This window comes from Shinella sp. CPCC 101442 (assembly GCF_024704725.1).
Classification (GTDB): domain Bacteria; phylum Pseudomonadota; class Alphaproteobacteria; order Rhizobiales; family Rhizobiaceae; genus Shinella.
The window spans coordinates 136,488-161,494 of sequence record NZ_JALIQS010000006.1; the positions used below are offsets into that span (position 1 = coordinate 136,488).

Sequence of the window (25,007 nt, forward strand, 5' to 3'; positions counted from 1 at the left end):
CAGATATGAAGACGATTACCTGGCGCGACCGCCTGCGCTACCAGTTCGACAAGAGCATGGCGGCGGGGCCGATCGCCCTTATCGGCTGGCTTACCGTGATCTCGCTGGTGGTCATCATCCTCGCCGGCCTGTTCCTGGCATTGACCGGTATCGCTCCGGAGGGCGGCTCGCCCGTCTCCTTCATCGAGGGCTCCTGGGAATCGCTGATGCGCACCATGGATGCGGGCACCATGGGCGGCGACGCCGGCTGGAGTTTCCGCGGCGTCTCGCTCGTGGTCACCGTCGCCGGCATCTTCGTCTTCTCCGCCCTGATCGGCGTTCTCTCCTCCGGCCTGGACGAGAAGCTGGACGAGCTGCGCAAGGGACGCTCGCATGTGCTGGAAAAGGACCACACGATCATCTTCAACTGGTCGCCCTCGATTTTCGACGTGATCTCCGAACTCGTCATCGCCAATGAGAGCCGGCGCAATCCGCGCATCGTCATCATGGCGCACAAGGACAAGGTGGAGATGGAGGACGAGATCGCCGACAAGATCGCAGACCTGCGCAACACGCGGATCATCTGCCGCAGCGGCGACCCGACCGACCTCTACGACGTCAACATCGTCAACCCGCAGGCCTCGCGCTCGATCATCGTGCTGTCGCCTGAAAGCGACTATGCCGATTCCCAGGTCATCAAGACCGTGCTTGCCCTCGTCAACGATCCGGGCCGGCGCGCGGCGCCCTACCGGATCGCCGCGGAAATCCGCGATGCCGGGAATGCCGAGGTCGCCCGCATCGTCGGCGGTTCCGAGCTCCAGCTGGTGCTGGCCGATGAGCTGATCTCGCGCATCGTCGTCAGTTCCAGCCGGCAGGCCGGCCTTTCGGCGGTCTATACGGAACTGCTCGATTTCGACGGTTCGGAAATCTACGCGCTCGAGCAGCCCGCACTTGTCGGAAAGTCCTTCGGCCATGCCGTGATGGCCTATGACACCTCGACGCTGATCGGTCTGTGCGACGTTGACGGCGCCGTGCATCTCAACCCGCCGAACAACCGGGTCATCGTGGCCGGTGAACGGGCGATCCTGATTGCCGAGGACGATGCGGCGATCAAGCAGCGCACCGGCGAGTTCGACGTCGACCGCGAGATCGTGCGCCCGCCCGTGCAGCACACGGAGGGGCCGGAACGCACCCTGCTGCTCGGCTGGAACCGCCGCGGGCCGATCATCGCGCAGGAACTGTCGCGTTATGTGGCGCCGGGCTCGGAGCTTCTGATCGCGGCCAACAGGCCGGATCTGGCGACCGAGGTTGCCGGGCTTTCCTATCTCAGGGAGAACCTCTCCGTCAGCTCCGCCGTCATCGATACGACGAACCGCGCGGCCCTCGACGCACTCGACGTGCCGTCCTACGACCATGTGCTGGTGCTTGGCTACAGCGACGACCTGGCGCCCCAGCCGGCCGATACCACGACGCTGGTGACGCTGCTGCAACTGCGCAAGATCGCGGAGGCGGCCAACCAGCATATCGGCATCGTCAGCGAGATGATCGACGTGCGCAACCGCAACCTGGCCGCCGTCACCCGCGCCGACGATTTCGTCGTCAGCAACAAGCTGGTGAGCCTGATGCTGGCGCAGGCCTCGGAAAACGAGCTGATGGCGCAGATCTTCGACGAACTGCTCGACGAGGACGGTTCGGAAATCTACATGCGCCCGGTCACCGACTACATCGCCATCGACCGCCCCGTGAACTTCTACACCGTCACGCTCGCCGCTCTCATCCGCGGCGAAGTGGCGCTCGGCTACAGTCGCGCCGTCACGGCCGGGCACGATCCGCGCAACATGGGCGGGGTCGTGGTCAATCCCGCAAAATCGGAGAAGCTGTCGTTCGACCCGTCGGATCGGCTGATCATCCTCGCACGCCAGTAACGCCTAGCTCGTTCGGCGCAGGCGTCTTTCAAGGCCGCGCAGCGCCAGCGACAGGCCGATGGTGAGGATGAGATAGACATAGGCGACGATGGAATAGGTCTCGAAGAACCGGAAGGAGCCGGACGCGTAGACCTTGCCCATCTGCGTGATGTCGGCAACGCCGAGCACGGAGACGAGGGAACTATCCTTCACCATCGCCACGAAGTCGTTGCCGAGTGGCGGCAGGATGACGCGCACGGCCTGCGGAAAGACGACGAGCCGGAAGCGCTGGAAGCGTGACAGCCCCAGCGCCTTCGCCGCCTCCACCTGTCCCTTGTCGACAGACTGGATTCCCGCGCGAAAAACCTCGGCGATGAAGGCGGAATAGCCGATCATCAGCGCGATGATCGCCCGCCACATCAAGGAGAGGTCGCGCACCAGCATCGGTTCGGCATAGCCCAGGGAAACGAGCGGGCTGATCACGAAATTGATGGCCGCCACCAGTGCCGGCGCGCCGACGAAGGCGATGTAGAACAGAAGCACCAGGACCGGCACGCCACGGATGACCTCCGTGTAGAACCGTGCGATCTGGCGCAGCGCCTTGCTTTCGGAAAGCGCCATCAATGCCACGCCGAGGCCAAGCATGGTGGCGAGCAGGAAGGCGACGAGGGTCACGAAAATCGTGACCCAAAGCCCCTTCAGCACGACGCTGAACACCTGGGCATAGAGATCATTGGCGACGATGACGCCAGCGAGCGCCACCGCGATTACGGAAAGCGCGACCAGCCACCAGGGATAGTCGCCCTTGCCGGTATCAGAGGAAGCGGGAGCCATGGCTGCCGGCTACTGACCCATCTTGTAGTCGAGGAACCACTTCTTGTTCAGCCCGTCGAGCGTGCCGTCGGCCTTGAGCGAGGCGATCGCCGCGTTGACCGGCGCGACGAGATCGGACCCCTTCGGGAAGATGAAACCGAAATCTTCCGTGCCGAGCGGCTCGCCGACGACCTTCAGCTTGCCGCCGGACGCATCGACATAGCCTTTCGCAGCGACGCTGTCGGTGAGCACGAGATCGACGTCGCCGGCCTGCAGCGCCTGCACCGTGGCACCAAACGTCTCGAAGAGTTTGATGCGCGGATTTTGTTCGTTTCCGTCGAGGATTTCATAGACGGCGGTGTAAAAGGGCGAGGTGCCCGGCTGGGCGGCGATCAGGCCGTCCTTGAGGGCGCCGAACGACTTGGCATCCGTGAAGCGGCTTTCATCGGCACGCACCAGCATGAACTGCTGCGAGCGCATATAGGGATCGGAGAAGTCGACCTTCTCCTTGCGGTCGTCCTTGATGGTGATGCCGGTCATGCCGATATTGTACTGGTTGTCGGAAACAGCCTGGATCATCGCATCCCAGGACGTGTTCTGGTACTCGACCTTGACGTTCAGCCGCTTGGCGATCTCGTTCATCGCGTCATATTCCCAGCCGATCTGGTTGCCGGTCTTGGGATCGACGAACTGCAGCGGCGGATAGGCGTTTTCCGTGACGACGACGACGGTCTTGCCGCCGAGATCGGGCAGATCCGAAGCCATGGTTACGGCGGGCATGAGGGCAGCGGCGACGAGGCCTGCAAGGACGGTGCGGCGGGAAAACATCAAAATATGCTCCTGATTGTGGCGGCGAAACACTGTCATAGGTTCAGGCGGCGAAGCAAGCATGGCGCTTGCGCTTTTCCGCAAAACAAAAAGCCGCCGGCCAAGGCCGACGGCTTCGATATCGTTGAATGCGGCTGCCGGATTATTCGGCGGCGGCTTCAGCAGCCTTTGCGGCTTCGGCAGCGGCTGCCTTTTCGGCGGCTTCAGCTGCGGCCTTTTCAGCGGCGAGCGCCTGTGCGGCTGCGACCTTCTCGGCCTCCAGACGGGCCTTTTCCTCGGCGACGGCGGCGCGCTCGGCGTCGTTCAGCTTGCGGGCGCGCGTGCCGGTGTTCTCGATGATACGAGCCGACTTGCCGCGACGATCGCGCAGGTAGTAGAGCTTGGCGCGGCGGACCTTACCGCGGCGGACGATTTCGACGCCTTCGACGAGCGGCGAGTAAACCGGGAATACGCGCTCGACGCCTTCGCCGTAGGAGATCTTGCGAACGGTGAAGCTTTCGTTGATGCCGCCGCCCGAACGGGCGATGCAGACGCCTTCATAGGCCTGGACGCGGGTACGCGTGCCTTCCGTGACGCGCACATTGACGCGGACGGTGTCGCCCGGGGAAAATTCCGGGAGGGTGCGCTTGGCTTCGATCTTCGCGGCCTGTTCGGCTTCGAGCTGCTGGATGATGTTCATCGGTTCAAACCTTCGGTTTTTCTGAAACAGCCAGAGCGCTCGACGGTCCCTTTGAGGTCGTGCCTCGTGAAGGTAGTCCGTTACCGGACGGAGCGGATTCGCCATTCTTTGATTGCAGGTCGGCGGGACCGGGGCCAATTTGCTGGTCCCAATTCCCAAATCCGTGCGGGCCAATACACCAGACAGAGCCGTTTGTCATCCCCGAGCGCAAAAGAATCCATGCGGGATTGGCGGTTTTTCCGGCCTTGCCGCCCCGATGACCCCACGATATCACGCTTTGCGGGAGGAAGCAGCGGCGATGGCCGCTGCCTGTGAGGAATGCCATGACCATTGCCGATGCCATACTGCTGTTCGCCGCGGGTTATCTCTCCGGCGTGGTCAATGCCATTGCCGGCGGCGGCACGTTTCTTACCTTCGGCGCGATGACGCTGACCGGCCTGCCGCCGATCGTCGCCAATGCCACGTCGTCCATCACCCAGTTTCCCGGCTACGTTACCTCCTCGCTCGCCTATGCCAGGGAGATCAGGGCGGACTGGAAGGAAGCCGCCGCTCTCGGCGTGCTGTCGCTCGTCGGCGGCCTGGGTGGCGCGTTGCTGCTGCTGTCGCTCGACAACCCGTCCTTCCGGGCGCTCGTGCCGTGGCTGCTGCTCGCCGCAACCGTCATCTTCGCGGCCGGCCCCTATCTCAAGCCGAAGACGCTGCACGCCGAAACACCGGTCTCGCCGCTCGGCCTTGCCGGCCAGTTCGTCACCTCGATCTATGGCGGCTTCTTCGGTGCGGGCATGGGCATCATGATGCTCGCCGTGCTCGGCCTCACCAAGGGCGGCGATTATCACCGGCTCAATGCGCTGAAGAATTTCCTGGCCGTCGTCATCGCGGGCGTCGCCATCGTCGTCTTTGCCAGCGGCAAGGTGGTTGGCTGGCCGCAGGCCGCCGTCATGGTGCCGGCGGGCGCACTGGGCGGCTGGTCGGGCGTCTGGGCGGCGCGGCGCGTGCCGCAGCCGGTCATCCGCGGCCTCGTGGTCGCGGTCGGCGTCGCGCTGACGGTCTATTACTTCGTGACGGGCTGAGGATTGGTTCGTGCCATTCCGGGCGCTAAACCGCTTCGCGCTTTCGCTGGAATTGCTACAGAAGGTCCGGCCGACGCTCGCGCGTCAGTTTTTCGGCCTCCTCGCGGCGCCACCGGTCGATAGCCGCGTGATTGCCTGACGTCAGCACGCCGGGAATCTCCCGGCCTTCCCAGACCTGCGGGCGTGTATAGTGCGGGTGCTCCAGCAGCCCGCCCTCAAAGCTCTCATGTTCGCCCGAAAGCGCATTGCCCATGACGCCGGGCAGGATGCGCACGACGGCATCGAGCAGGATCATCGCCGCCGGCTCGCCGCCCGAGAGTATGTAGTCGCCAATCGAAACCTCTTCGAGCTGCCGTCCGTCGATGACGCGCTGGTCGACGCCCTCGAAGCGGCCGCAAACCACGATGACGCCGTCGCCCGCCGCAAGCGCACGCACGCGGCTCTGTGTCAGCGGTTTTCCGCGCGGGCTCATCAGCAGGCGCGGACGGCTGTCGCTCTCGGATGCGTGGTCGATGGCCCTTGCCAGCACATCCGGCTTCAGCACCATGCCGGCCCCGCCGCCGGCCGGCGTATCGTCGACGGTGCGGTGGCGGTCTGTCGTGAAATCGCGGATCTGCACGCAGTCGAGTGCCCAGTCCCCGCGCGACAGAGCCTTGCCGGACAAGGACTGACCGAGCAGGCCGGGAAACATCTCCGGGTAGAGGGTGAGGATGGTGGCGCGGAAAGCCACGTTATTCGCCGTCGTCTTCCGGCGGGCGACGCCGGCGGCTGCCTGGACCCTGCTGCTCTTCTTCCTCGAGGCCCGCAGCGATCGCATCGATCACCAGGCGTCCGCCCTCGACATCGATTTCCAGCACGGCGGCTTCGGAGAAGGGAATGAGCACCGGCCGCTTGCCGGGGCCTTTCAGCTCCAGCAGGTCGCCGGCGCCGAAATCGAAGATGCCTGTCACCGTGCCATGGCTGCGGCCCTGCGTATCGACCGCTTCCAGACCTTCGAGATCGGCATAGAAGAACTCGTCCTCGTCCAGTTCGTCGTCCGGCAGATTGTCGCGTTCGATATAGAGGTCGGTGCCGTTCAGTGCCTCGGCGGCGTCGCGGTCGTTGACGCCACGGAAACGCACGACGACGACGTTCTTCGCCTCACGCACTTCCAGCACTTCGAAAGACCGGCCGTCGTCGGTGTGCAGATGACCGTAATCGCCGATCGCCGTCGGATCGATGGTGAACGATTTCACACGGACTTCGCCGCGCAGGCCCTGGGCCGCGCCGACGGTGCCCATGAGGACGGGGTTTTCCAGTTTCGCCATGGTTCTGTTCCGAGCGTTCGTGTGAAGCCTCATACGACGTTCGCGTCGAGGCTCCTAGAGCAATTCCAGCAAAAGTGCGTGCGCGGATATGTGCAGACGCAAATGAAAACGGGCGGCATGAACCATGCCGCCCGTTCCCGAAATGGTTATGCGGGCGGATTATTCGCCGGCAGCAGCAGCAGCGGCGTCTTCTTCCTTCTGCTTCTTCTCGGCAGCGCGCTCGAGCGCCTTCTTGCCGGGCTTTGCCTTTTCCGGGTTGCTGCGGGCTTCGCGCTTCACGACGCCTGCTTCATCGAGGAAGCGGGCAACGCGGTCGGTCGGCTGGGCGCCCTTGGAGAGCCATTCCTTGATGCGGTCGGCGTCGATCTGGATGCGGGTGGCGTCTTCCTTGCCGAGCATCGGGTTCCACGAACCGACCTTCTCCAGGAAGCGGCCATCGCGCGGCGAACGGGCGTCGGCAACGACGATCTGGTAGTAAGGACGCTTCTTGGAGCCACCGCGGGCGAGACGAATTTTCAGTGCCATGTCATTTCTCCTTGGATGTAGGTGACCGCTTGTTTCAAGCGGTATTCTGGTTTGCGCCGCTGTGTTCAGCGGCAATGGCTTCGTGGTGCCGGATCACCTCGTGGATGATGAAGTTCAAAAACTTCTCCGCGAAATCCGGATCCAGATTGGCATCCTTCGCCAGGCGGCGAAGGCGCTCGATCTGGTATTCCTCGCGCGCCGGGTCGGCCGGCGGCAGTTCATGCGTCGCCTTCAGAACGCCCACCGCCTGGGTGCAGCGGAAACGCTCGGCGAGCATATGCACAAGGGCAGCGTCGATATTGTCGATCGACTGCCGGTATTCCCCCAATTGCTGCTTGACCGTCGGATCGATCGTCATGCCTCAATTCCTCACTTCTTCTTCGGCAGGCCGGGAAGGCCCGGCAGGCCACCAAGACCCGGAAGACGGCCGCCGCCGAGACCGGGAAGACCACCGCCGCCCAGGCCCGGCATGCTGCCCGGCTTGATGCCGGCGGCTTCCGCCTGCTTGGCGAGCGCTTCGAGCTGCTTCGGATCCATCTTCGACAGATCGGGCATGCCGCCCATGCCGCCGCCAAGGCCCATCTTGCCGGCAAGGCCGCCCATCATCTGCTTCATCATGCCGCCGCCCTTCTTGCCGCCCATCATCTTCATCATGTCCGCCATCTGGCGATGCATTTTCAGAAGCTTGTTGATGTCGGCCGCATCGGTGCCGGAGCCGGCGGCGATGCGCTTCTTGCGGGAATGCTTGAGCATGTCCGGGTTGGCGCGCTCGGCCTTGGTCATCGAATTGATGATGGCGATCTGGCGGCCGAAAAGCTTGTCGTCGAGACCGGCGGCGGACATCTTGTCCTTCATGCCGGCCATGCCGGGCATCATTCCCATGATGCCGCCCATGCCGCCCATCTTCTGCATCTGGCCAAGCTGGTCGGCGAGGTCGTTCAAATCGAACTTGCCCTTGGCCATCTTGGCGGCCATGGCGGCCGCCTTCTCGGCGTCGATATTCTCCGCTGCCTTCTCGACGAGCGAAACGATGTCACCCATGCCGAGGATGCGGTCTGCGACGCGGCGGGGATGGAACTCTTCGAGTTCGCCCATCTTTTCGCCGACGCCGATCAGCTTGATCGGTTTGCCGGTGACGGCGCGCATCGAAAGGGCGGCACCGCCGCGGCCATCGCCGTCCATACGGGTCAGGACGAGGCCGGTAATGCCGACGCGCTCGTCGAAATTGCGGGCGAGGTTGACGGCGTCCTGACCGGTCAGCGCATCGGCGACGAGCAGGATTTCATGCGGATTGGACTTCCGCTTGATCTCCGCCATCTCGATCATCAGCGGCTCGTCGATATGGGTGCGGCCGGCGGTGTCGAGGATGACGACGTCATGGCCGCCGAGTTTTGCGGCCTGCACCGCGCGCGAGGCGATATCGGTCGGCGACTGGCCGGCGATAACAGGCAGCGTATCGATGCCCGCCTGGACGCCCAACTGGCGCAACTGCTCCTGCGCGGCTGGACGGCGCGTGTCGAGCGAGGCCATCAGGACCTTCTTCTTGTCGCGCGTCTTCAGCCGGTTGGCGATCTTGCCCGAGGTGGTGGTCTTGCCCGAGCCCTGCAGACCGACCATCATGATGACGACGGGGGCGGCGGCATTGAGATCGATCGACACGCCCTCCGAGCCGAGCATTGAGACCAGCTCGTCATGCACGAGCTTGACGACCATCTGGCCGGGCTTGATCGACTTCAGGATTTCCGCACCGACGGCCTTTTCGCGCACCGCATCGGTGAAGGAGCGCACCACTTCCAGCGCCACGTCCGCTTCGAGCAGCGCACGGCGGACCTCGCGCAGCGCCGCCGAGACATCGGCCTCGGAAAGCGCGCCACGGCCCGTCAATCCATTCAGAATGGAGCCAAGGCGGTCCTGGAGTGTTTCAAACATCACGTCATCCTTCTTGTTTCCGCACGGAACGGAAACGTCGGTGCCATCCGTGACAAAAACAAGACGCAAAGCCAAAAAGCACCCGAGGGCGCATCGCGCTGTCGGGTGTTGACCTCCGGGATCTGTTTATACCGCAATGGGTCCCGGTCGGTGGCTTCAAGTCGTCTCACTTGTCGCAGATGCGCGGCTTAAACAGCAAAGAGGCTGGAAAGTCAAGGATCAGCCGGCAGGCGAGGCGTCGGTCACATTTCCGCGAGGCCCGCGCGGCACATTGCGACGGCCCCTGGCAGGACTTATGTATTGTCAATGAACCGTCGCAAGTTCCTGAAATGGTCGAGCCTTGGTGCCCTGGCAACGCTTGCCGGCGGAGCTTTCGCCGGCCGCAGCATGGCCGCCAACCGCTATTATGACGGCCCGGTCAGCGATCATTTCGACGGCACCTATTTCTTCAATCCCGATGGGGAAGAGCCGAACAGCTTCTTCGAGCTGATGCGATGGAAACTGGGTGGCGGTCAGGCGGCCTGGCCGCTCGACTGGCCAAGTCCGTTTCCCTTCGCCGTGCCGGAGCCGCGGGTCGATGGCGAGCGCCTCGTCGTCACCATGGCAGGGCATGCCGCGCTGCTGATCCAGACGGCCGGCCTCAACATCCTGACCGACCCGGTGTGGAGCGACCGTGCGAGCCCGATCGGCTTTGCCGGCCCGAAGCGCGTCAATCCGCCCGGCATAAAGCTTGCCGACCTGCCGAAGATCGACCTCGTGCTCGTCACGCACAACCACTACGACCATCTCGACCTTGCCACGCTGAAGGCGCTGGCCGAGCGGGACGATTGCCGCATCGTCACACCGCTTGGCAATGACAGGATCATCGGACCGGTTGTCGGCGAAGGGCGCGTGACGACCATGGACTGGGGCGGCAACATTCCGGTCGCCGACGGCGTAACCCTCCATTGCGAACCCTGCCACCACTGGTCGGCCCGCGGGCTCGGCGATCGCCGCATGGCCCTGTGGGCGGCCTTCCTCATCCAAACGCCCGGCGGCAAGATCTACCATATCGGCGATACCGGCTTTCACCAGGGCATCAACTACCGGGCGATCCGCGAGAAACACGGCGCGATCCGCCTCGCCAACCTGCCCTTCGGCGCCTATGAGCCGCGCTGGTTCATGCGCCCGCAGCACCAGAACCCGGACGAGGCGGTGCAGGGCATGGTGGCGAGCGGTGCGGCCTATGTCGCCGGCCATCACTGGGGTACGTTTCGGCTGACAAACGAGGGCGTCGACGAGCCGCTCGCCGCGCTGGAAACCGCCCTCGACGCGGCCGGCGTTGCCCGGGCACGTTTTCGCGCCTTGAGGCCCGGCGAAGTCTTCGAGGTCCCTGCCGCCACGGCCTGATGCAAGGCACTGGAAATCCGCGGGCTTTTCCGCCATATACGCCCCCAACAGGGCCTTTTGGCCCGATCGGGCAGACGTGATGACAAAGACGGTCGACTTCGCGAAGATGAACGGGCTGGGAAACAACATCCTGGTCGTGGACATGCGTGGCCGCAAGGATGTCGTGACGCCGGCCGCGGCTATCGCGCTCGCTGCCGATCCCGCCACCCGCTTCGACCAGATCATGGCCGTCCACGACCCCAGGATCGACGGCACCGATGCCTGGATCGACATCCTCAATTGCGATGGCACGAAGGCGCAGGCCTGCGGCAACGGCACGCGCTGCGTCGTGCAGGCGCTCGCCGCCGAGACCGGCCGCAAGGTCTTCACCTTCCAGACCGTCGCCGGCATCCTCAATGCCGTCGAGCACGAGGACGGCACGATTTCGGTCGACATGGGCAAGCCGGTCTTCGAATGGAGCCGCATTCCGCTGGCGGAAGAATTCTACGACACCAGCCGCATCGAATTGCAGATCGGGCCGATCGACGATCCGATCCTGCATTCGCCCGCCGCCATGTCGATGGGCAATCCGCACGCCGTTTTCTGGGTCGATCGCGATCCGATGACGTTCGACCTCGACCGTTTCGGCCCGCTGCTCGAAAACCACCCGATGTTCCCGGAAAAGGCCAACATCACGCTGGCGCAGGTCACGTCGCCGACGTCCATGACGACGCGCACCTGGGAGCGCGGCGCCGGCCTGACGCTCGCCTGCGGTTCCGCCGCCTGCGCTTCGGGCGTCAGTGGCGCACGCACCGGCCGCACCGGCCGCAAGGTCACGATCACCGTTGCCAGCAGCCCGAACCGTGGCACGCTGCAGATCGAGTGGCGCGACGACGACCACGTCATCATGACCGGCCCGGCCGAATGGGAATGGTCGGGCACGCTGGACCCCGCGACCGGCGCCTTCCGCCGGGACGATGCCGAGGCGGCCGCCCTTTGAGCGGCGTCGAGGTCATAACCTTCGGCTGTCGGCTCAACACCTACGAATCGGAAGTGATGCGCGCGGAGGCCGAGAAGGCGGGGCTTAACAATGCCGTGCTGGTGAACACCTGCGCCGTGACGAGCGAGGCCGTGCGCCAGGCCCGACAGGCGATCCGCCGCGCCCGCCGCAACAATCCCCATGCCCGCATCATCGTCACCGGCTGCGCCGCGCAGACGGAAAAGCACACTTTTGCGGAGATGCCGGAAGTCGACGCCGTGCTCGGCAACGAGGAGAAGCTGAAGGGCGCCTCCTACCGGGCGCTTCCGGATTTCGGCGTGTCGGCGGAAGAGAAGCTGCGCGTCAACGACATCATGAGCGTGCGGGAAACCGCGCCGCAGATGGTAAAACTGATCGATGGCCATGTGCGCGCCTTCGTGCAGGTGCAGAACGGCTGCGACCATCGCTGCACCTTCTGCATCATCCCCTACGGCCGCGGCAATTCCCGCTCCGTGCCGATGGGTGCCGTCGTCGACCAGGCACGCAGGCTCGTCGAGAGCGGCTATTCGGAGATCGTGCTGACCGGCGTCGATGCCACCAGCTACGGCGCCGACCTGCCCGGAAAACCCAGCCTCGGCCAACTCGCCAAGGCGCTTTTGAAGCAGGTGCCGGAAATCCAGCGTCTGCGCCTCTCCTCGATCGACAGCATCGAGGCGGATGATCACCTCTGGGACCTGATCGCAGACGAACCGCGCTTCATGCCGCACCTGCATCTCTCGCTCCAGCATGGCGACGACATGATCCTGAAGCGCATGAAGCGGCGCCATTCCAGCGCCGACGCCGTCGCCTTCTGCGAGCGGGTCAAAACCTTGCGTCCGGATGCGAGTTTCGGCGCAGACATGATCGCCGGCTTCCCGACGGAAACGGAAGAGATGTTTTCCAATGCCGGGCGGCATGCCGAAGACTGCGGCATCGCCCATCTGCACGTCTTTCCCTACAGTCCGCGCGCCGGCACGCCGGCCGCGCGCATGCCGCAGCTCGACCGCGCTGTCGTCAAGGAACGCGCCGGCCGGTTGCGCGAGACTGGAAAACGGCTGCATGAGGCCCATCTCGAGCAGATGGTCGGCACCGTGCAAAAAATCCTCGTCGAGAACAACGGCCTCGCCCATACGGAAAACTTCACGCTCGTCGATGTCGCGGGCCTCAAACCTCGCGACCTTGTGCCGGTGACGATCACCGGCCACAATGGCAGACACCTGACGATGCAGCCGGCGAATGCTCCCGGCACTGCCCCCCTTCGCAACTAGCGGACACTTTTATGGCCCTCGGCTTCATCAAGAAAATTTTCACATTCGGAAAAGACACCGCCCCTGCGCCCAAGCCGGAGGCGGAAGCCCCCGTCGTTGCGCCCGAGGTGATCGAACCAGCGCCGGAGCAGGCAGCCAGGCGCGAGGAAATCGCCGTCATCGATGCTGTCGAGGAGCGTGACGCGCTGCTTGACGAGGCGGAAGCCGCCAATCCCGAGGCCACCCATCATGTGCCGGAGGAAGCGGAGCCCGATATCTATCCGCTGCCGCATGCCCCGGATCTACCGGTTGCCGAGGATCCGGTCGCGCCGGCTGAGGTGGAAACTGCCGCCGGACCGGAGAGTGACGACGTCGCCTCCGAGGAAGACGTTATTGAAGCGCCTGTAGAAGAAGAGCCGGCGGCTCCGGTAGAGGCCATCGTTGAAGATGCGCCGGCCCCGCCAGTGGAAGAGATCGCCGAACCGGAACCGGAAATCGTCCCGATAGAGGAAGCGCCGCCTGCGGAAGTCGAAGATCCCGTTCTCGAAGAGGCAATCCGCACCGAGCCGAAAATTCTGCCGAAGGGCTTTGCCACAGCCGAACGCTCGGCCGTCGTGGAGACGCTGGTGGTGCAGCCCAAGCGCACCTGGTTCCAGCGCCTGCGCGACGGGCTTTCGCGCACCTCCTCGCAGCTCACCGGCCAGATCACCAGCCTGTTCACCAAGCGCAAGCTCGACGACGCGACGCTGCAGGACCTCGAAGACCTGCTGATCCAGGCCGATCTCGGCGTGGAAACGGCGCTGCGCATCACCGACACGCTGGCCTCCGAACGCTACGGCAAGGACGTGACGGGCGGCGACGTCTCGCGCATCATGGCAAGCGAAATCACCAAGGTGCTGTCGCCGGTCGCCAAGCCGCTGGAGCTCGACCTTAACCACAAGCCGCATGTCATCCTCGTCGTCGGCGTCAACGGCACCGGCAAGACGACGACGATCGGCAAGCTCGCCGCCAAGCTCTCGGGCGCCGGCCTGAAGGTCATGCTGGCAGCAGGCGACACGTTCCGCGCCGCCGCCATCGAGCAGCTAAAAATCTGGGCGGAGCGCACCGGCTCCGACATCGTCTCGTCCAAGCTCGGCGCCGATGCGGCGGGCCTCGCCTACGAGGCCTACGAACAGGCCAAGCTGAAGAAGAGCGACGTGCTGATCGTCGACACGGCCGGCCGCCTGCAGAACAAGACGGAGCTGATGGCGGAGCTGGAAAAGATCGTGCGCGTGCTCGGCAAGCTCGATCCGGACGCACCGCACACGGTTCTCCAGACGCTTGATGCCACGACCGGTCAGAATGCGATGAACCAGGTCGAGATTTTCCGCAATGTCGCGGGCGTCACGGGCCTGATCATGACAAAATTGGACGGTACGGCCCGCGGCGGCATCCTTGTGGCGATTGCCGCCAAACACAAGCTGCCGGTCTATTTCATCGGTGTCGGAGAGGGGGTCGACGATCTCGAACCCTTCGAGGCCAAGGATTTCGCGGAAGCGATCGCAGGAGTTGGAGAATGAGCAAGGTTACGCTGGAAACCCCGGCCAAGACGGAGGAGAAGGTCAGCCCCCTCCTCAAGATGGTGCTGGAGCTCGGCCCCCTCGTCGTGTTCTTCTTCGCCAATTCGCGCGGCGAATGGCTGGCGGCGCAGTTTCCGGTGCTTGCCGAAATGGGCGGGCCGATCTTCATCGCCACCGGCCTCTTCATGGCGGCCACCGCGCTCGCACTGATCGTCTCGTGGATCCTGACCCGCACGCTGCCGATGATGCCGCTGATCTCAGGCATCGTCGTCCTGGTCTTCGGCGCGCTGACGCTGTGGCTGCAGAACGACACCTTCATCAAGATGAAGCCGACCATCGTCAACACGCTGTTCGGCACCATCCTGCTCGGCGGCCTTCTGTTCGGCAAATCCCTGCTCGGTTACGTCTTCCACGCCGCCTTCAAGCTGACCGACGAAGGCTGGCGCAAGCTGACGCTGCGCTGGGGCCTGTTCTTCCTCGTGCTTGCCGTGATGAACGAAGTCGTCTGGCGGTCGTTCTCGACCGACTTCTGGGTGGCGTTCAAGGTCTGGGGCACGATGCCCATCACCATCCTCTTCACGCTCTCCCAGATGCCGCTGATCATGCGCCACTCGATCGAGCAGCCCGAAGAGGGCAAGGCGCCCTGACATTTCCGGACAAACAAAAACCCCGCCGTTTCCGGCGGGGTTTTTTCGATCAGCCTTCCGGCCTTGCAGACGTTAGTTGCGGTTGCCCATGAAACGCAGCAGGAACAGGAAGAGGTTGATGAAGTCGAGGTAGAGCGTCAGCGCACCCATGATGGCCTTGCGGCCGGCCACGGCGCTGTCATCGGCTTCGAAATACATTTCCTTGATCTTCTGCGTATCCCAGGCGGTCAGGCCGGCGAAAACCAGCACGCCGATCGCGGAGATCGCGAAATCGAGCGCCGAGGATTGCAGGAACAGGTTGACGAGCGACGCGATGATCAGGCCGAACAGGCCCATCACCAGGAACGAACCCATCGCGGACAGGTCCCGCTTCGTCGTGTATCCGAACAGCGACAGGGCGCCGAAGGCGGCGGCCGAGACGAAGAAGGTCTGCGCGATGCTGGCGCCCGTGTAGATCAGGAAGATCGAGGACAGCGACAGGCCCATCAGGCCGGCATAGACCCAGAAGGTCGCCTGCGCGGTGCCGACACTCATCGTGTGGATGCGGAAGCTCAGGAAGAAGACCAGCGCGAGCGGCGCGAGCATGACGACCCACTTCAGCGGGCTGACATAGATCGCCTGGCCGAATGCGGTCAGCTGGCCGTCAGCGAAGGCCGCCTGCGCGGCGAAATAGGCCACGAGGCCGGTGATCACGAGACCGAAGGCCATCAGGTTGTAGACCCGGAGCATATAGGTACGCAGGCCCTCGTCGATGACGGCACCGGTCTGCGCGCCGGCATTGGCCGTGCGGGTCTGGTAGTTGCGGAGATCAGACATGTTGTCCTCTTGGTTCAAGCCCCATGGAATATACGGTGTCGAGGCCCCGTTTGTTCGCTCCGGTTCGCGGAGCATCCTGCGGGGTCCAGGCAACCGCTGCGGGACTCCAGCTTGCCTGACGTAAATATGAGCATGAATTGCGTTGCGCACAAGGCCCGCGACCCTGGCGGGAGCCGCGGGCTTGCCGAATTCAGGGCAATTCAAGCAAAAGTGCGTTACGGGCTTGCGTCCGCTATTGCGTGAAACCTAGAGCTCGCGCAGGACCGGTGCTGCTTTCTGTCCCAGAATGCGCCATGTGCCGGCAAGGCCGATACCGACGGTCATGACGAGCGCCGTCACGACGGTGACGACGGCGACATCGGGCAGGAAGCTCGACGGTAGCGTCATGATGCGGCTCACCACGAACCAGGCGGCCACACCGCCGGCAAGCAGTGCGAAGATCGCGGTCGCGAGGCCGAGCATGAGATACTCGTAGCTGAAGGCCCGGATCAGCGTCGCACGCGTCGCGCCCAGGGTTTTCAGCACCACGGCATCGTGCACGCGCGCCCGGTTGCCGGCCGCAAGCGCTCCGGCCAGCACCAGGACGGAGGCGATGAGCGCCACCGCCGCCGCCGCGCGGATCGCGGTCGCCAGCTGTCCGACGAGTTCGTTGACCACGTCGAGCGCATCCTTGACGCGAACGGTGGTGATCGTCGGGAAGGCGTTGGTGACGGCCTTCAATGTCGCGGCCTCCTGCGCGGCACTTGCCTTGGGGTCGATCATCGTCGCCAGCCAGGCATGGGGCGCGCCCGCAAAGGTGTTCGGCGAGAAGACCATGACGAAGTTGATCGACAGCGATTCCCATTCGACGGTACGGAAGTTGGCGATGCGCGCGGTGATGTTGCGGCCGAGCACGTTGACCGTCACGGTATCGCCGATCTTGAGGCCGAGTTCCTTGCCCTCTTCGGCGGCAAACGAGACGAGCGGCTCGCCGGAATAATCCTCCGGCCACCATTCGCCCTCGGCGAGCGTCGAGTTCTCCGGCGCGCGCTTGGCATAGGTGATGCCGCGGTCGCCGCGCAGCACCCATTGTCCGCCCGGGGGCACCTTGACCTTGGCGACGTCGACGCCGTTCAGCTCCATGACGCGGCCGCGCAGCATCGGTACTTCGATGATCTTGCCGTCGGGCATGTTCGCCTTCAGCACGTCGCGGAACCCGTCCAGTTCGCTGCCCTGGATGTCGATGAAGAAGAAGTTGGGCGCGCGCTCCGGCAGGTTGCCGGTGAGTTCGCGGCGCAGGTTCCCGTCGATCAGCGTCAGCGTGACCAGCAATGCCAGGCCGAGGCCGAGCGACAGTACGACGGAGGCGGTCAGCGCGCCCGGCCGGTGGATATTGCCGATGGCGAGCCTGAGCGCCGGCGAGTTGACGCGCGGGCTGCGTCTGGCGAGCGCCGTGATCAGCATGGCGACGACGCGCAGCACGATGAAGGCGAAGGCTATGGCGCCGAGGAAGATCGACGCGATGTAGCGGTCATAGGCCGTGAAGATCGCAAGGCCGGCGAGCGCGGCAAGGAAGACGGCCGCGCCCAGAAGATAGGGCCAGCTCGGCAGGCGGCCTTTCTGGAAACCCTGTTCGCGGAAGAGTGCCGTTGCCGGCACCTCGCGGGCGTGGCCGAGCGGCAGGATGGCGAAGGCAAGCGCCGTCAGCAGGCCGAAGACGGCGGCGAGCAGCAGTGCCGAGGGGTAGAGTGCCGTTTCCGCCGGCACCGGCAGCACGCCATCGAGGAAACGCATCGCCACCATGGGCATCAGCGCCCCGGCGACGAGGCCGATCACGATGCCAACGGCGGCAATCAGCGAAATCTGGATGAGATAGATCAGCGCCACGAGCGAGGCGGGTGCGCCGAGGCACTTGAAGGTCGCGATGACGGAGCGTTTCGAATCGAGATAGGCCCGCACGGCATTCGCAACGCCGACACCGCCGACGATCAACGCCGTCAGGCCGACGAGCGTCAGGAACTGCGAGAAGCGGGTGATGTTGGCCGTCAGCGACGGAGCGGCGCTGTTGGAGGTGCGGATCGCCCAACCGGCCTTGGGAAAGGCCTTGTTGGCGTCCGCCCGAACCTTGGCGAGCGACACATCGCGATCGGCGAGGCGAACGCGGTAGGCGTTTTCGACAAGGCTGCCGGTCTGCACGAGGCCGCTCGCCGTGAGCGCTTCCTCCGAGACCATGAGGCGTGGCGCAAAGCCGAACCCTTCCGAGACGGCGTCCGGTTCGCGCGTGAGCGTCGCCGTCACCTTCAGCTTCGCGGTGCCGAGCAGCACCTCGTCGCCGACGGCGATGCCGAGCCGGTCGAGCAGCAGGGGAGCGACGACCGCGCCATAGGCCTCACCCTGCCTGGCGAAGAGATCGGCGGCCGGTCGCTGCGGCTCCGTCTCCAGCGTGCCGTAAAGCGGATAAGCGCCATCGACACCCTTGGCCTCGACCAGCGTCTGGTCGGATCCGTCTGGCAGGCGCGCCATGGAGCGCAGGCCCGAGGACAGCGAGACGTCGCCAAGCGACTGGAAGTGTTTCAGCTCGTCGGGTGTCGCGAAACGGTTGTTGAACTCGAAGCGCACATCTGCGGCCAGCAGCGACTGGCCCTGCGAGGCGATCGCCTGCGTGATGGCGCTCGATACCGAATTGACGCCGGCGATCGCCGCCGTGCCGAGCGCGATACAGGCGAGGAAAATGTAAAAACCTTTCAGCCCGCCGCGCATTTCGCGCAGCGCCAGGCGGAAGGCCAGCGGAAACTGCCGGAGGATCGTGCCGATCCTCATGCCGGCACCGCCTGGACAGCGGCCCGCACGGGGGTTGCGCCCGAAACGATTTCGCCGGAGCGCATGGCGATCTGCCGGCCGCAGCGGGCGGCAAGCGACGGATCATGCGTCACCAGCAGCAGCGTCGTGCCACGCTCGGCCTGCTTGGAAAACAGGAGGTCGGCGATCTGCCGTCCGGTCTCGGTATCGAGATTGCCGGTCGGCTCGTCCGCGATCAGCAGTTTCGGCGATGGCGCGAGCGCCCGGGCGATGGCGACGCGCTGTTGCTCGCCGCCCGAAAGCTGGCCCGGATAGTGCGACAGCCGTTCGCCGAGGCCGACGGCCGTCAGTTCGCGCCGCGCGATCTCGAAGGCATCGCGAATGTTGGCAAGCTCCAGCGGCACCGCGACGTTTTCCAGTGCGGTCATGTTGGGAATGAGGTGGAAGGACTGGAAGACGATGCCGATATTGCGGCCGCGAAAGTCCGCCACCTGGTCCTCGGTCATGCGGTGCAGGCCCGCACCGTCGATATGGATTTCGCCGCCGTCCAGCCGCTCGAGGCCGGCCAGCACCATCAGGAGCGTCGACTTGCCGGACCCCGAGGGCCCGACGATGCCGACCGATTCGCCCGCATCGATCGACAGGTCGATCCCCTTCAGCACATGCACGGAGGCGGCGGCCTGTCCGAGGGTGAGATCGGCTTTTTTCAGATCGATGATGGTTTTGGCCAAGGAATTCTGCCCTATATGTCTTGGAAGTACTGGAATGTCAGCAATCTAGGGATAGCTCCATGTCGTTTAAAGCGGCGCTCGGATTTTTCACATCACTCGCGATCACAGCTTTGTTATCCGCGGGCATCGCGCGTGCGGAGCCGGTCAAGCTCGTCGGCTTCGGCGACAGCCTGATGGCCGGCTACCAGCTGCCCGCCTCGGACGCCTTTCCGGTGAAGCTGGAAGCGGCGCTCAAGGCCAGGGGCCACGACGTGGAGATCGCCAATGCCGGGGTCTCCGGCGATACGAGTTCGGGCGGCCTTGCCCGGCTCGACTGGTCCATCCCGGACGGCACGAAAGGCGTGATCCTCGAACTCGGCGCCAATGATGCGCTGCGCGGCATTGCGCCGGAGGAGACGGAAAAGAACCTCGACGCCATGCTCACCCGCCTTGGGGAGCGTGGCATTTCCGTGCTGCTTGCCGGCATGCTCGCTCCGCCCAATATGGGGGCGGACTATGAGAAGCGCTTCAACGGCATCTACCGGCGCCTTGCCGAAAAGCACGGCGTTGCGCTCTATCCGTTCTTTCTCGACGGCGTGACGACCAAGCCCGAGCTGCAGCTCGACGACGGCATGCATCCCAATCCGGCGGGCGTCGACGTGATGGTCGAGATGATCCTGCCCACGGCGGAGAGTTTTTTCAAATCCATCGCGGCTGGGGAGTAGTTTTCGCGGGTGCGAAATAAGGGTTGCGAAAAAATGCATCGCGTGATTCGCTGACAATACTTTCCAGTAGGGAGAAGTCGCTATGCCGAGACTTTTCGTTGCCCTCGAAGTGCCGCGCAACGCGGCCATGAGCCTCTCCCTGTTGAGAGGCGGTCTTCCCGGAGCCCGCTGGATCGATGTCGAGAATTTTCACATCACACTCCGCTTCATCGGCGATATCGATGGCCGCACCGCCGACGAGGTGGTCGACAGGCTCGACCGCATCGAGCGCCCCGAATTTCAGCTCGCGCTTTCGGGCATGGGCTCCTTCGGCTCGAAGAAACCCCATTCCATTTTCGCCGGGGTGACGCAGGCGCCGGAAATGCATGCCCTGCAGGCGGAAGTCGAGCGCATCTGCCAACGCCTCGGCCTGCCCGCCGACCCGCGCAAGTTCACGCCGCATGTCACGCTGGCCCGCCTGCGCAACGTGCGCCCCGAGGACGTCGCTCACTATCTTTCGGGCCGCGGAAATTTCCACACCGCTCCCTTCACCGTGAACCGGTTCGTGCTGATGTCCTCGAAGGAATCCGTCGGCGGCGGGCCGTACCTGACGGAAGAGGTGTTTCCGCTGTCGGAGACGGGCAGCAGCTGGGAGGGGGCGGATCTGCACGACCATCCGGTTTGATCACCGGGCCTTCGCAAACAGGCCCTTGTGATCGTCCGGAACGAAAGGCCGATTTCCTCAACTTGTAAGTGCTGCGTTAAAGCGAACGATACCCGATCCGTGTAGAACAGCGCCCATGGCCTATCCATGGGAGACGTGTCTGTGAGACTCAGCCGCTTTGGTCAGCTGTTTTTTGACGCAACGGGCAGCATTCCGCGAAAAACCTGGTGGCTTGGTGTCGGGTGCATCATTTTTGTCTTGCTGCTGCTGTCGATCGTACCGGCGGTCGTCGCCTTCAAAACCTTGTCGGATCCTGACGGCGGGAAGATGGTGGCCTTTCATCGCTTCTACGGCTGGTGGACATTGCTGTCCTTCCTTCTCGTCGCCTATCCGCTCTACGCCATTTCCATCAAGCGCCGCCGCGACCGCGGCAACAGTGGATGGGACGTGAAACTCTGCCTTTTGCTTAATCTCCTGCTGCTCCTTGGCCAGGCTGGGGGGAAGCAATGGGTGATGAACTATGGTGGTGTCGGTTTTTCGATGCGGGAGGCTCCCGGCATCCCCGGCCTGATCCTTCCATTGCCCGACCCGGTCTTTCTCTATTTCAGCCATGTTGTCAGCGTGGTCACGCTGGCGATGGTCGTCCCCCTTGGCCTGCTCAAGGGCTCCGGCATCCTCTCCGGCAGACCGGCCGAATCGTTTCCGCGGCCTCGGGCCGTTGTCAGCAGGCGGACGTCGCGGACCGGGTATTATGGGCTGGCTGCCCTCTCTCTGGTCGCCGTCGCCGTGGTAGCCGGCGTTCTCTCGCTGCGGGCGGAAGCGAACGATATCGCGATCGGCGAACCGCTTCCCGGCCACATCGCGGCTGTCATGTCGACGCAGATGTCCGGCCGGAAAAGCGATCTCGGGACTTTGACGGTGCTTCCGACTGCGACCATCCGAAACCGGCGTGGCCAGCATTGCCGCTCGTTTTCCCTCAGCGGCGCGGCGACAACGCTCGGTGTAGCCTGCAAGCGAAACGGCAAATGGATCGCGACCTTTGCGGTAAGCGCCCAATCGAAAAGGGAAATGGAAGAAAGCCAGGCGGCCCATCTCAAGGCCATTGGAGCGAGCATTCCCTTCTCGGAAGAGGGGGAGCGTCTGGTGTTCCGGCTCTAGCGCTTACTCTTTGATGCGATTCAGCATTTTGTGGTGGCGAGGCGAATTTCATCAATCCCTTGTGGCGAACAAACCCTGAATCCGCGGGAGTCAGCGATTCGTCGCCGTTTCGTTCACAAACTGTTCCATGAGCCGGCAAACGATCCTGAAAATGGTCGGATTTCGCCGTGCCCCTTGCCATCGGCCGCCCCGATGGGCATCTGTGAGCCGAAGTAGAAACAGCCGGGGCGTGACTTGTCGCAAGCACCCATGATCTTGAGCGGCCGCGGGGTCACCGCGGTGCTCGGCCCGACCAATACGGGCAAGACCCACTACGCAATCGAGCGCATGGTGGCACATGAGACGGGCGTTATCGGCCTGCCTCTGCGCCTTCTTGCGCGCGAGGTCTACACGCGTGTCGTGGAGAAGGTCGGGCAGCACAATGTGGCGCTCGTCACCGGCGAAGAGAAGATCACGCCGCATATGGCGCGGTTTTCGGTCTGCACGGTGGAGGCCATGCCGCGCGAGACGCGCGCCTCCTTTGTGGCCATCGACGAGGTGCAGCTTGCCGGCGATCTGGAGCGCGGCCATATCTTCACGGACCGGGTGCTGCATCTGAGGGGGCGCGACGAGACGTTGCTGCTCGGTGCCGCCACCATGAAGCCTATCCTCGAGCAGATGCTGCCGGGCATCCACGTCATCGAGCGCCCGCGTCTCTCCCAGCTCTTCTATGCCGGCTCGAAAAAAATCACCCGCCTGCCGCAGCGCACGGCCATCGTCGCGTTTTCCGCCGACGAGGTCTATGCGATCGCCGAACTGATCCGCCGCCAGCGCGGCGGCGCGGCGGTGGTGCTCGGCGCGCTCAGCCCGCGCACCCGCAACGCGCAGGTCGCGCTCTACCAGGAGGGCGACGTCGAGTATCTCGTCGCAACCGATGCGATCGGCATGGGCCTCAATCTCGACGTCGACCACGTCGCCTTCGCGCAGGACCGAAAATTCGACGGCTACCAGTTCCGCAATCTGAACCCCGCCGAACTCGCGCAGATCGCCGGCCGCGCCGGCCGGCATCTGCGCGACGGCACCTTCGGCATCACGAGCCGCGTCGATCCCTTCGACGACGAACTGGTCAAGCGCATCGAGACGCACCAGTTCGATCCGGTCAAAGTGCTGCAATGGCGCACGACGCGCTTCGACTATTCGTCGCTCGTGACGCTCCGCAAATCGCTCGACGCCGCACCGCCGATCGCCGGTCTGACGCGGGCGCTGCCGGCCGTCGACCAGCAGGCGCTCGAACATCTCTCGCGCTATCCTGATGTCCGCGACCTCGCGACGACGCCGGAACGCGTGCAGAAACTGTGGGAGGCCTGCGCGCTTCCCGATTACCGCCGCATCACCCCCGCCCAGCACGCCGACCTGATTTCGACGCTCTATGCGGACCTCGTAAAGCGCGGTACGGTTAACGAAGATTTCATGGCGGATCAGGTCCGACGGGCTGATAGAACCGACGGTGAAATCGACACGCTTTCGGCGCGAATCGCGCAGATAAGGACGTGGACCTATGTGTCGAATCGGCCCGGATGGCTTGCCGATCCGACACACTGGCAGGAAAAGACGCGGGAAATCGAAGACCGATTGTCCGATGCGCTACATGAACGGTTGACGAAACGCTTTGTTGATCGCAGGACATCTGTGCTCATGAAGCGCCTGAGAGAGAATGCGATGTTGGAAGCTGAAATCAGTGTGAATGGCGATGTCTTCGTAGAGGGACATCATGTCGGGCAGTTGGCCGGTTTCCGGTTCACGCTCGTCTCCGGAACGGAAGGCCCCGATGCGAAGGCCGTGCAGGCTGCCGCGCAGAAGGCGCTTGCGCTGGAGTTCGAGGCCCGTGCTGCGCGCCTGCATGCGGCCGGCAATGCCGACCTCGCGCTCGGCTCCGACGGCACCGTGCGCTGGCTCGGCGATCCCGTCGCGCGTCTTGCACCCTCCGACCATATCATGCGTCCGCGCGTCATCCTGCTCTCCGACGAGCAGTTGACCGGCAACGCGCGTGACCACGTCGCCGCCCGCATCGAACGCTTCGTGAACCATCATATCGCGACCGTGCTGAAGCCGCTCGACGATCTCTCCCGCGCGGAAGATCTGCAGGGCCTTGCCAAGGGTCTTGCCTTCCAGCTCGTCGAAAGCCTCGGCGTGTTGTTCCGCCGCGATGTCGCCGACGACGTGAAGACGCTCGACCAGGACGCCCGCGCGTCCATGCGCAAGCACGGCATCCGCTTCGGCGCCTACCATATTTTCATGCCGGCGCTGCTGAAGCCGGCGCCCGCCGAACTCATCACCCTGCTGTGGGCGCTGAAGAACGACGGCCTCGACAAGCCGGGTTACGGCGACCTCATTCCGGTGCTGGCTGCCGGCCGTACCTCTGTCGTCACCGATCCGACCTATGAGCGCGCCTTCTACAAGCTCGCCGGCTTCCGCTTCCTCGGCAAGCGCGCCGTGCGCATCGATATCCTCGAACGCCTCGCGGACCTTATCCGCCCGCTGTTGCAGTGGAAGCCGGGCACGACGCGTCCGGATGGCGCCTATGACGGCCGCCGCTTCATGGCGACGACGGCCATGCTGTCCATTCTCGGTGCCACGCCCGACGACATGGAAGAGATCCTCAAGGGTCTCGGCTATCGCGCCGACAGCGTGAAGCCGGAAGAAGCTGCCGCCTTCCTTTCAGCGCAGGCTCCTGCTGCTGCTGCCGCCACCGAAACCCCGGCGGATGCAGCAACGGAAACCTCCGACGAGCACGACGCAGACGCGTCCGACGAAAGCGAAACGCCGGTCGCGCCGACCGAAGCGCCGGTTGCCGAGACCGTGGAGGCTCCGGCAACGGCCGAAGCCGCTCCCGTCGAAGGCGAAGCTGTCGAAGCCAAGCCCGTCCTGCTCTGGCGTCCGGGCTCGCGCCACGACAACCAGCGCCAGGGCGGTCATCGCCAGGGTGGCGAGCGCCACCAGGGTGATCGCAATGGCGACCGTCAGGACCGGGGCGAACGCCGCGGCGGCGACCGCAATCGCGGCCAGCAGGCTGGTGAACGCGGGGCCGGTGAACGGGGTGAACGCCGTGATGGCGGCCGTGGTGGTCGTCCGGATCAGGGCAAGGGTGGCCGCGACGGAAAGCCGCAGGGCGGCAACCGTCCGGACCGGGGCGAGCGCAACGAGCGTTCGGGCAAGCCGCAGCAGGCGAAATTCGAGGCCCGGCCGCCCCGTAAGGAAAAGCCGATCGATCCGGATTCACCCTTCGCAAAGCTTGCGGCGCTCAAGGAGCAGCTGAAGAAGTAAG

General features: G+C 64.3%; 22 protein-coding genes. 11 read left to right on the forward strand and 11 right to left on the reverse strand.

Annotation, left to right across the window (positions count from 1 at the left end; all coding sequences use genetic code 11):
- Positions 1-5: 5 nt before the first annotated feature.
- The gene (locus MUO32_RS21405; protein ID WP_257950416.1) at positions 6-1,904 is read left to right on the forward strand and encodes a hypothetical protein; all 1,899 of its coding nucleotides are present in this window, start codon (positions 6-8) and stop codon (positions 1,902-1,904) included.
- A 3-nt stretch (positions 1,905-1,907) separates the two neighbouring features.
- Here the strand turns inward: MUO32_RS21405 and MUO32_RS21410 are convergent, their stop codons facing one another.
- The 3 genes from MUO32_RS21410 to rplS all read right to left on the reverse strand — a co-directional run bounded on the left by MUO32_RS21410 (position 1,908) and on the right by rplS (position 4,203).
- Complete coding sequence (locus MUO32_RS21410; protein WP_257950417.1) at positions 1,908-2,717, reverse strand: amino acid ABC transporter permease; 810 nt, start codon at positions 2,715-2,717, stop codon at positions 1,908-1,910.
- A 9-nt stretch (positions 2,718-2,726) separates the two neighbouring features.
- Positions 2,727-3,524, reverse strand: coding sequence for a basic amino acid ABC transporter substrate-binding protein (locus MUO32_RS21415; RefSeq protein WP_257950587.1), 798 nt, complete (start codon positions 3,522-3,524; stop codon positions 2,727-2,729).
- 142 nt (positions 3,525-3,666) lie between these two features.
- Entirely contained in the window at positions 3,667-4,203 is a 537-nt protein-coding gene (gene rplS / locus MUO32_RS21420; protein ID WP_257950418.1) for a 50S ribosomal protein L19, read from the reverse strand.
- A gap of 323 nt (positions 4,204-4,526) precedes the next feature.
- Here rplS and MUO32_RS21425 point away from each other — a divergent pair, with 323 nt between their 5' ends.
- On the forward strand, positions 4,527-5,273 hold the full coding sequence (locus tag MUO32_RS21425) for a sulfite exporter TauE/SafE family protein (protein ID WP_257950419.1): 747 nt from the start codon (positions 4,527-4,529) through the stop codon (positions 5,271-5,273).
- A gap of 55 nt (positions 5,274-5,328) precedes the next feature.
- Here the strand turns inward: MUO32_RS21425 and trmD are convergent, their stop codons facing one another.
- The 5 genes from trmD to ffh form a co-directional block, all read right to left on the reverse strand.
- Positions 5,329-6,003 carry a tRNA (guanosine(37)-N1)-methyltransferase TrmD gene (gene trmD / locus MUO32_RS21430; RefSeq protein ID WP_257950420.1) on the reverse strand — a complete coding sequence of 225 codons (675 nt, stop codon included), beginning with the start codon at positions 6,001-6,003 and terminating at the stop codon, positions 5,329-5,331.
- A gap of 1 nt (position 6,004) precedes the next feature.
- The gene (gene rimM, locus MUO32_RS21435) at positions 6,005-6,580 is read right to left on the reverse strand and encodes a ribosome maturation factor RimM (protein ID WP_257950421.1); all 576 of its coding nucleotides are present in this window, start codon (positions 6,578-6,580) and stop codon (positions 6,005-6,007) included.
- 159 nt (positions 6,581-6,739) lie between these two features.
- Complete coding sequence (rpsP, locus tag MUO32_RS21440) at positions 6,740-7,105, reverse strand: 30S ribosomal protein S16 (RefSeq protein WP_257950422.1); 366 nt, start codon at positions 7,103-7,105, stop codon at positions 6,740-6,742.
- A gap of 34 nt (positions 7,106-7,139) precedes the next feature.
- Entirely contained in the window at positions 7,140-7,463 is a 324-nt protein-coding gene (locus MUO32_RS21445) for a chorismate mutase (protein WP_069060657.1), read from the reverse strand.
- 11 nt (positions 7,464-7,474) lie between these two features.
- Positions 7,475-9,034: a signal recognition particle protein gene (gene ffh / locus MUO32_RS21450; protein ID WP_257950423.1), complete on the reverse strand. Its 1,560-nt coding sequence runs from the start codon at positions 9,032-9,034 to the stop codon at positions 7,475-7,477.
- A gap of 306 nt (positions 9,035-9,340) precedes the next feature.
- On the opposite strand from ffh, the gene MUO32_RS21455 reads away from it, so the two are divergent.
- The 5 genes from MUO32_RS21455 to MUO32_RS21475 all read left to right on the forward strand — a co-directional run bounded on the left by MUO32_RS21455 (position 9,341) and on the right by MUO32_RS21475 (position 14,873).
- Positions 9,341-10,423 carry an MBL fold metallo-hydrolase gene (locus MUO32_RS21455; RefSeq protein WP_257950424.1) on the forward strand — a complete coding sequence of 361 codons (1,083 nt, stop codon included), beginning with the start codon at positions 9,341-9,343 and terminating at the stop codon, positions 10,421-10,423.
- 79 nt (positions 10,424-10,502) lie between these two features.
- The gene (gene dapF / locus MUO32_RS21460; RefSeq protein WP_069060653.1) at positions 10,503-11,402 is read left to right on the forward strand and encodes a diaminopimelate epimerase; all 900 of its coding nucleotides are present in this window, start codon (positions 10,503-10,505) and stop codon (positions 11,400-11,402) included.
- On the forward strand, positions 11,399-12,688 hold the full coding sequence (gene mtaB, locus MUO32_RS21465; RefSeq protein ID WP_257950425.1) for a tRNA (N(6)-L-threonylcarbamoyladenosine(37)-C(2))-methylthiotransferase MtaB: 1,290 nt from the start codon (positions 11,399-11,401) through the stop codon (positions 12,686-12,688). Before dapF ends, mtaB begins: the two co-directional genes overlap by 4 nt.
- 11 nt (positions 12,689-12,699) lie before the next feature.
- Positions 12,700-14,226 (forward strand): signal recognition particle-docking protein FtsY, encoded by a 1,527-nt coding sequence (gene ftsY / locus MUO32_RS21470; protein WP_257950426.1) that lies wholly within the window; start codon positions 12,700-12,702, stop codon positions 14,224-14,226.
- Positions 14,223-14,873, forward strand: a complete 651-nt coding sequence (locus MUO32_RS21475; protein ID WP_257950427.1) for a septation protein A — start codon at positions 14,223-14,225, stop codon at positions 14,871-14,873. The genes ftsY and MUO32_RS21475 overlap by 4 nt, the downstream gene beginning before the upstream one ends.
- Before the next feature lie 72 nt (positions 14,874-14,945).
- Here MUO32_RS21475 and MUO32_RS21480 read toward each other — a convergent pair whose 3' ends face one another.
- The 3 genes from MUO32_RS21480 to MUO32_RS21490 all read right to left on the reverse strand — a co-directional run bounded on the left by MUO32_RS21480 (position 14,946) and on the right by MUO32_RS21490 (position 19,198).
- Positions 14,946-15,689: a Bax inhibitor-1/YccA family protein gene (locus MUO32_RS21480; RefSeq protein WP_257950428.1), complete on the reverse strand. Its 744-nt coding sequence runs from the start codon at positions 15,687-15,689 to the stop codon at positions 14,946-14,948.
- A 246-nt stretch (positions 15,690-15,935) separates the two neighbouring features.
- Complete coding sequence (locus MUO32_RS21485; protein ID WP_257950429.1) at positions 15,936-18,488, reverse strand: ABC transporter permease; 2,553 nt, start codon at positions 18,486-18,488, stop codon at positions 15,936-15,938.
- Positions 18,485-19,198: an ABC transporter ATP-binding protein gene (locus tag MUO32_RS21490; RefSeq protein ID WP_257950430.1), complete on the reverse strand. Its 714-nt coding sequence runs from the start codon at positions 19,196-19,198 to the stop codon at positions 18,485-18,487. Before MUO32_RS21490 ends, MUO32_RS21485 begins: the two co-directional genes overlap by 4 nt.
- 59 nt (positions 19,199-19,257) lie before the next feature.
- On the opposite strand from MUO32_RS21490, the gene MUO32_RS21495 reads away from it, so the two are divergent.
- The 4 genes from MUO32_RS21495 (at position 19,258) to MUO32_RS21510 (ending at position 25,006) form a co-directional block, all read left to right on the forward strand.
- Positions 19,258-19,902, forward strand: a complete 645-nt coding sequence (locus tag MUO32_RS21495; protein ID WP_257950431.1) for an arylesterase — start codon at positions 19,258-19,260, stop codon at positions 19,900-19,902.
- Positions 19,903-19,984: 82 nt separating this feature from the next.
- Positions 19,985-20,566 (forward strand): RNA 2',3'-cyclic phosphodiesterase, encoded by a 582-nt coding sequence (gene thpR / locus MUO32_RS21500; protein WP_257950432.1) that lies wholly within the window; start codon positions 19,985-19,987, stop codon positions 20,564-20,566.
- Between the two features lie 141 nt (positions 20,567-20,707).
- Positions 20,708-21,703, forward strand: a complete 996-nt coding sequence (locus MUO32_RS21505) for a DUF805 domain-containing protein (RefSeq protein WP_257950433.1) — start codon at positions 20,708-20,710, stop codon at positions 21,701-21,703.
- Positions 21,704-21,952: 249 nt separating this feature from the next.
- A complete protein-coding gene (locus MUO32_RS21510) occupies positions 21,953-25,006 on the forward strand; it encodes a helicase-related protein (protein WP_257950434.1) in 3,054 nt (1,017 codons plus the stop codon).
- Position 25,007: the final 1 nt, after the last annotated feature.

Bases quoted from the DNA above. Each gene is read 5' to 3' on its own strand.
- MUO32_RS21405 (WP_257950416.1), top strand. From the start codon at position 6: ATGAAGACGATTACCTGGCGCGACCGCCTGCGCTACCAGTTCGACAAG.
- MUO32_RS21410 (WP_257950417.1), bottom strand. From the start codon at position 2,717: ATGGCTCCCGCTTCCTCTGATACCGGCAAGGGCGACTATCCCTGGTGG.
- MUO32_RS21415 (WP_257950587.1), bottom strand. From the start codon at position 3,524: ATGTTTTCCCGCCGCACCGTCCTTGCAGGCCTCGTCGCCGCTGCCCTC.
- rplS (WP_257950418.1), bottom strand. From the start codon at position 4,203: ATGAACATCATCCAGCAGCTCGAAGCCGAACAGGCCGCGAAGATCGAA.
- MUO32_RS21425 (WP_257950419.1), top strand. From the start codon at position 4,527: ATGACCATTGCCGATGCCATACTGCTGTTCGCCGCGGGTTATCTCTCC.
- rimM (WP_257950421.1), bottom strand. From the start codon at position 6,580: ATGGCGAAACTGGAAAACCCCGTCCTCATGGGCACCGTCGGCGCGGCC.
- rpsP (WP_257950422.1), bottom strand. From the start codon at position 7,105: ATGGCACTGAAAATTCGTCTCGCCCGCGGTGGCTCCAAGAAGCGTCCT.
- MUO32_RS21445 (WP_069060657.1), bottom strand. From the start codon at position 7,463: ATGACGATCGATCCGACGGTCAAGCAGCAATTGGGGGAATACCGGCAG.
- ffh (WP_257950423.1), bottom strand. From the start codon at position 9,034: ATGTTTGAAACACTCCAGGACCGCCTTGGCTCCATTCTGAATGGATTG.
- MUO32_RS21455 (WP_257950424.1), top strand. From the start codon at position 9,341: ATGAACCGTCGCAAGTTCCTGAAATGGTCGAGCCTTGGTGCCCTGGCA.
- dapF (WP_069060653.1), top strand. From the start codon at position 10,503: ATGACAAAGACGGTCGACTTCGCGAAGATGAACGGGCTGGGAAACAAC.
- ftsY (WP_257950426.1), top strand. From the start codon at position 12,700: ATGGCCCTCGGCTTCATCAAGAAAATTTTCACATTCGGAAAAGACACC.
- MUO32_RS21475 (WP_257950427.1), top strand. From the start codon at position 14,223: ATGAGCAAGGTTACGCTGGAAACCCCGGCCAAGACGGAGGAGAAGGTC.
- MUO32_RS21480 (WP_257950428.1), bottom strand. From the start codon at position 15,689: ATGTCTGATCTCCGCAACTACCAGACCCGCACGGCCAATGCCGGCGCG.
- MUO32_RS21485 (WP_257950429.1), bottom strand. From the start codon at position 18,488: ATGAGGATCGGCACGATCCTCCGGCAGTTTCCGCTGGCCTTCCGCCTG.
- MUO32_RS21495 (WP_257950431.1), top strand. From the start codon at position 19,258: ATGTCGTTTAAAGCGGCGCTCGGATTTTTCACATCACTCGCGATCACA.
- thpR (WP_257950432.1), top strand. From the start codon at position 19,985: ATGCCGAGACTTTTCGTTGCCCTCGAAGTGCCGCGCAACGCGGCCATG.
- MUO32_RS21510 (WP_257950434.1), top strand. From the start codon at position 21,953: ATGATCTTGAGCGGCCGCGGGGTCACCGCGGTGCTCGGCCCGACCAAT.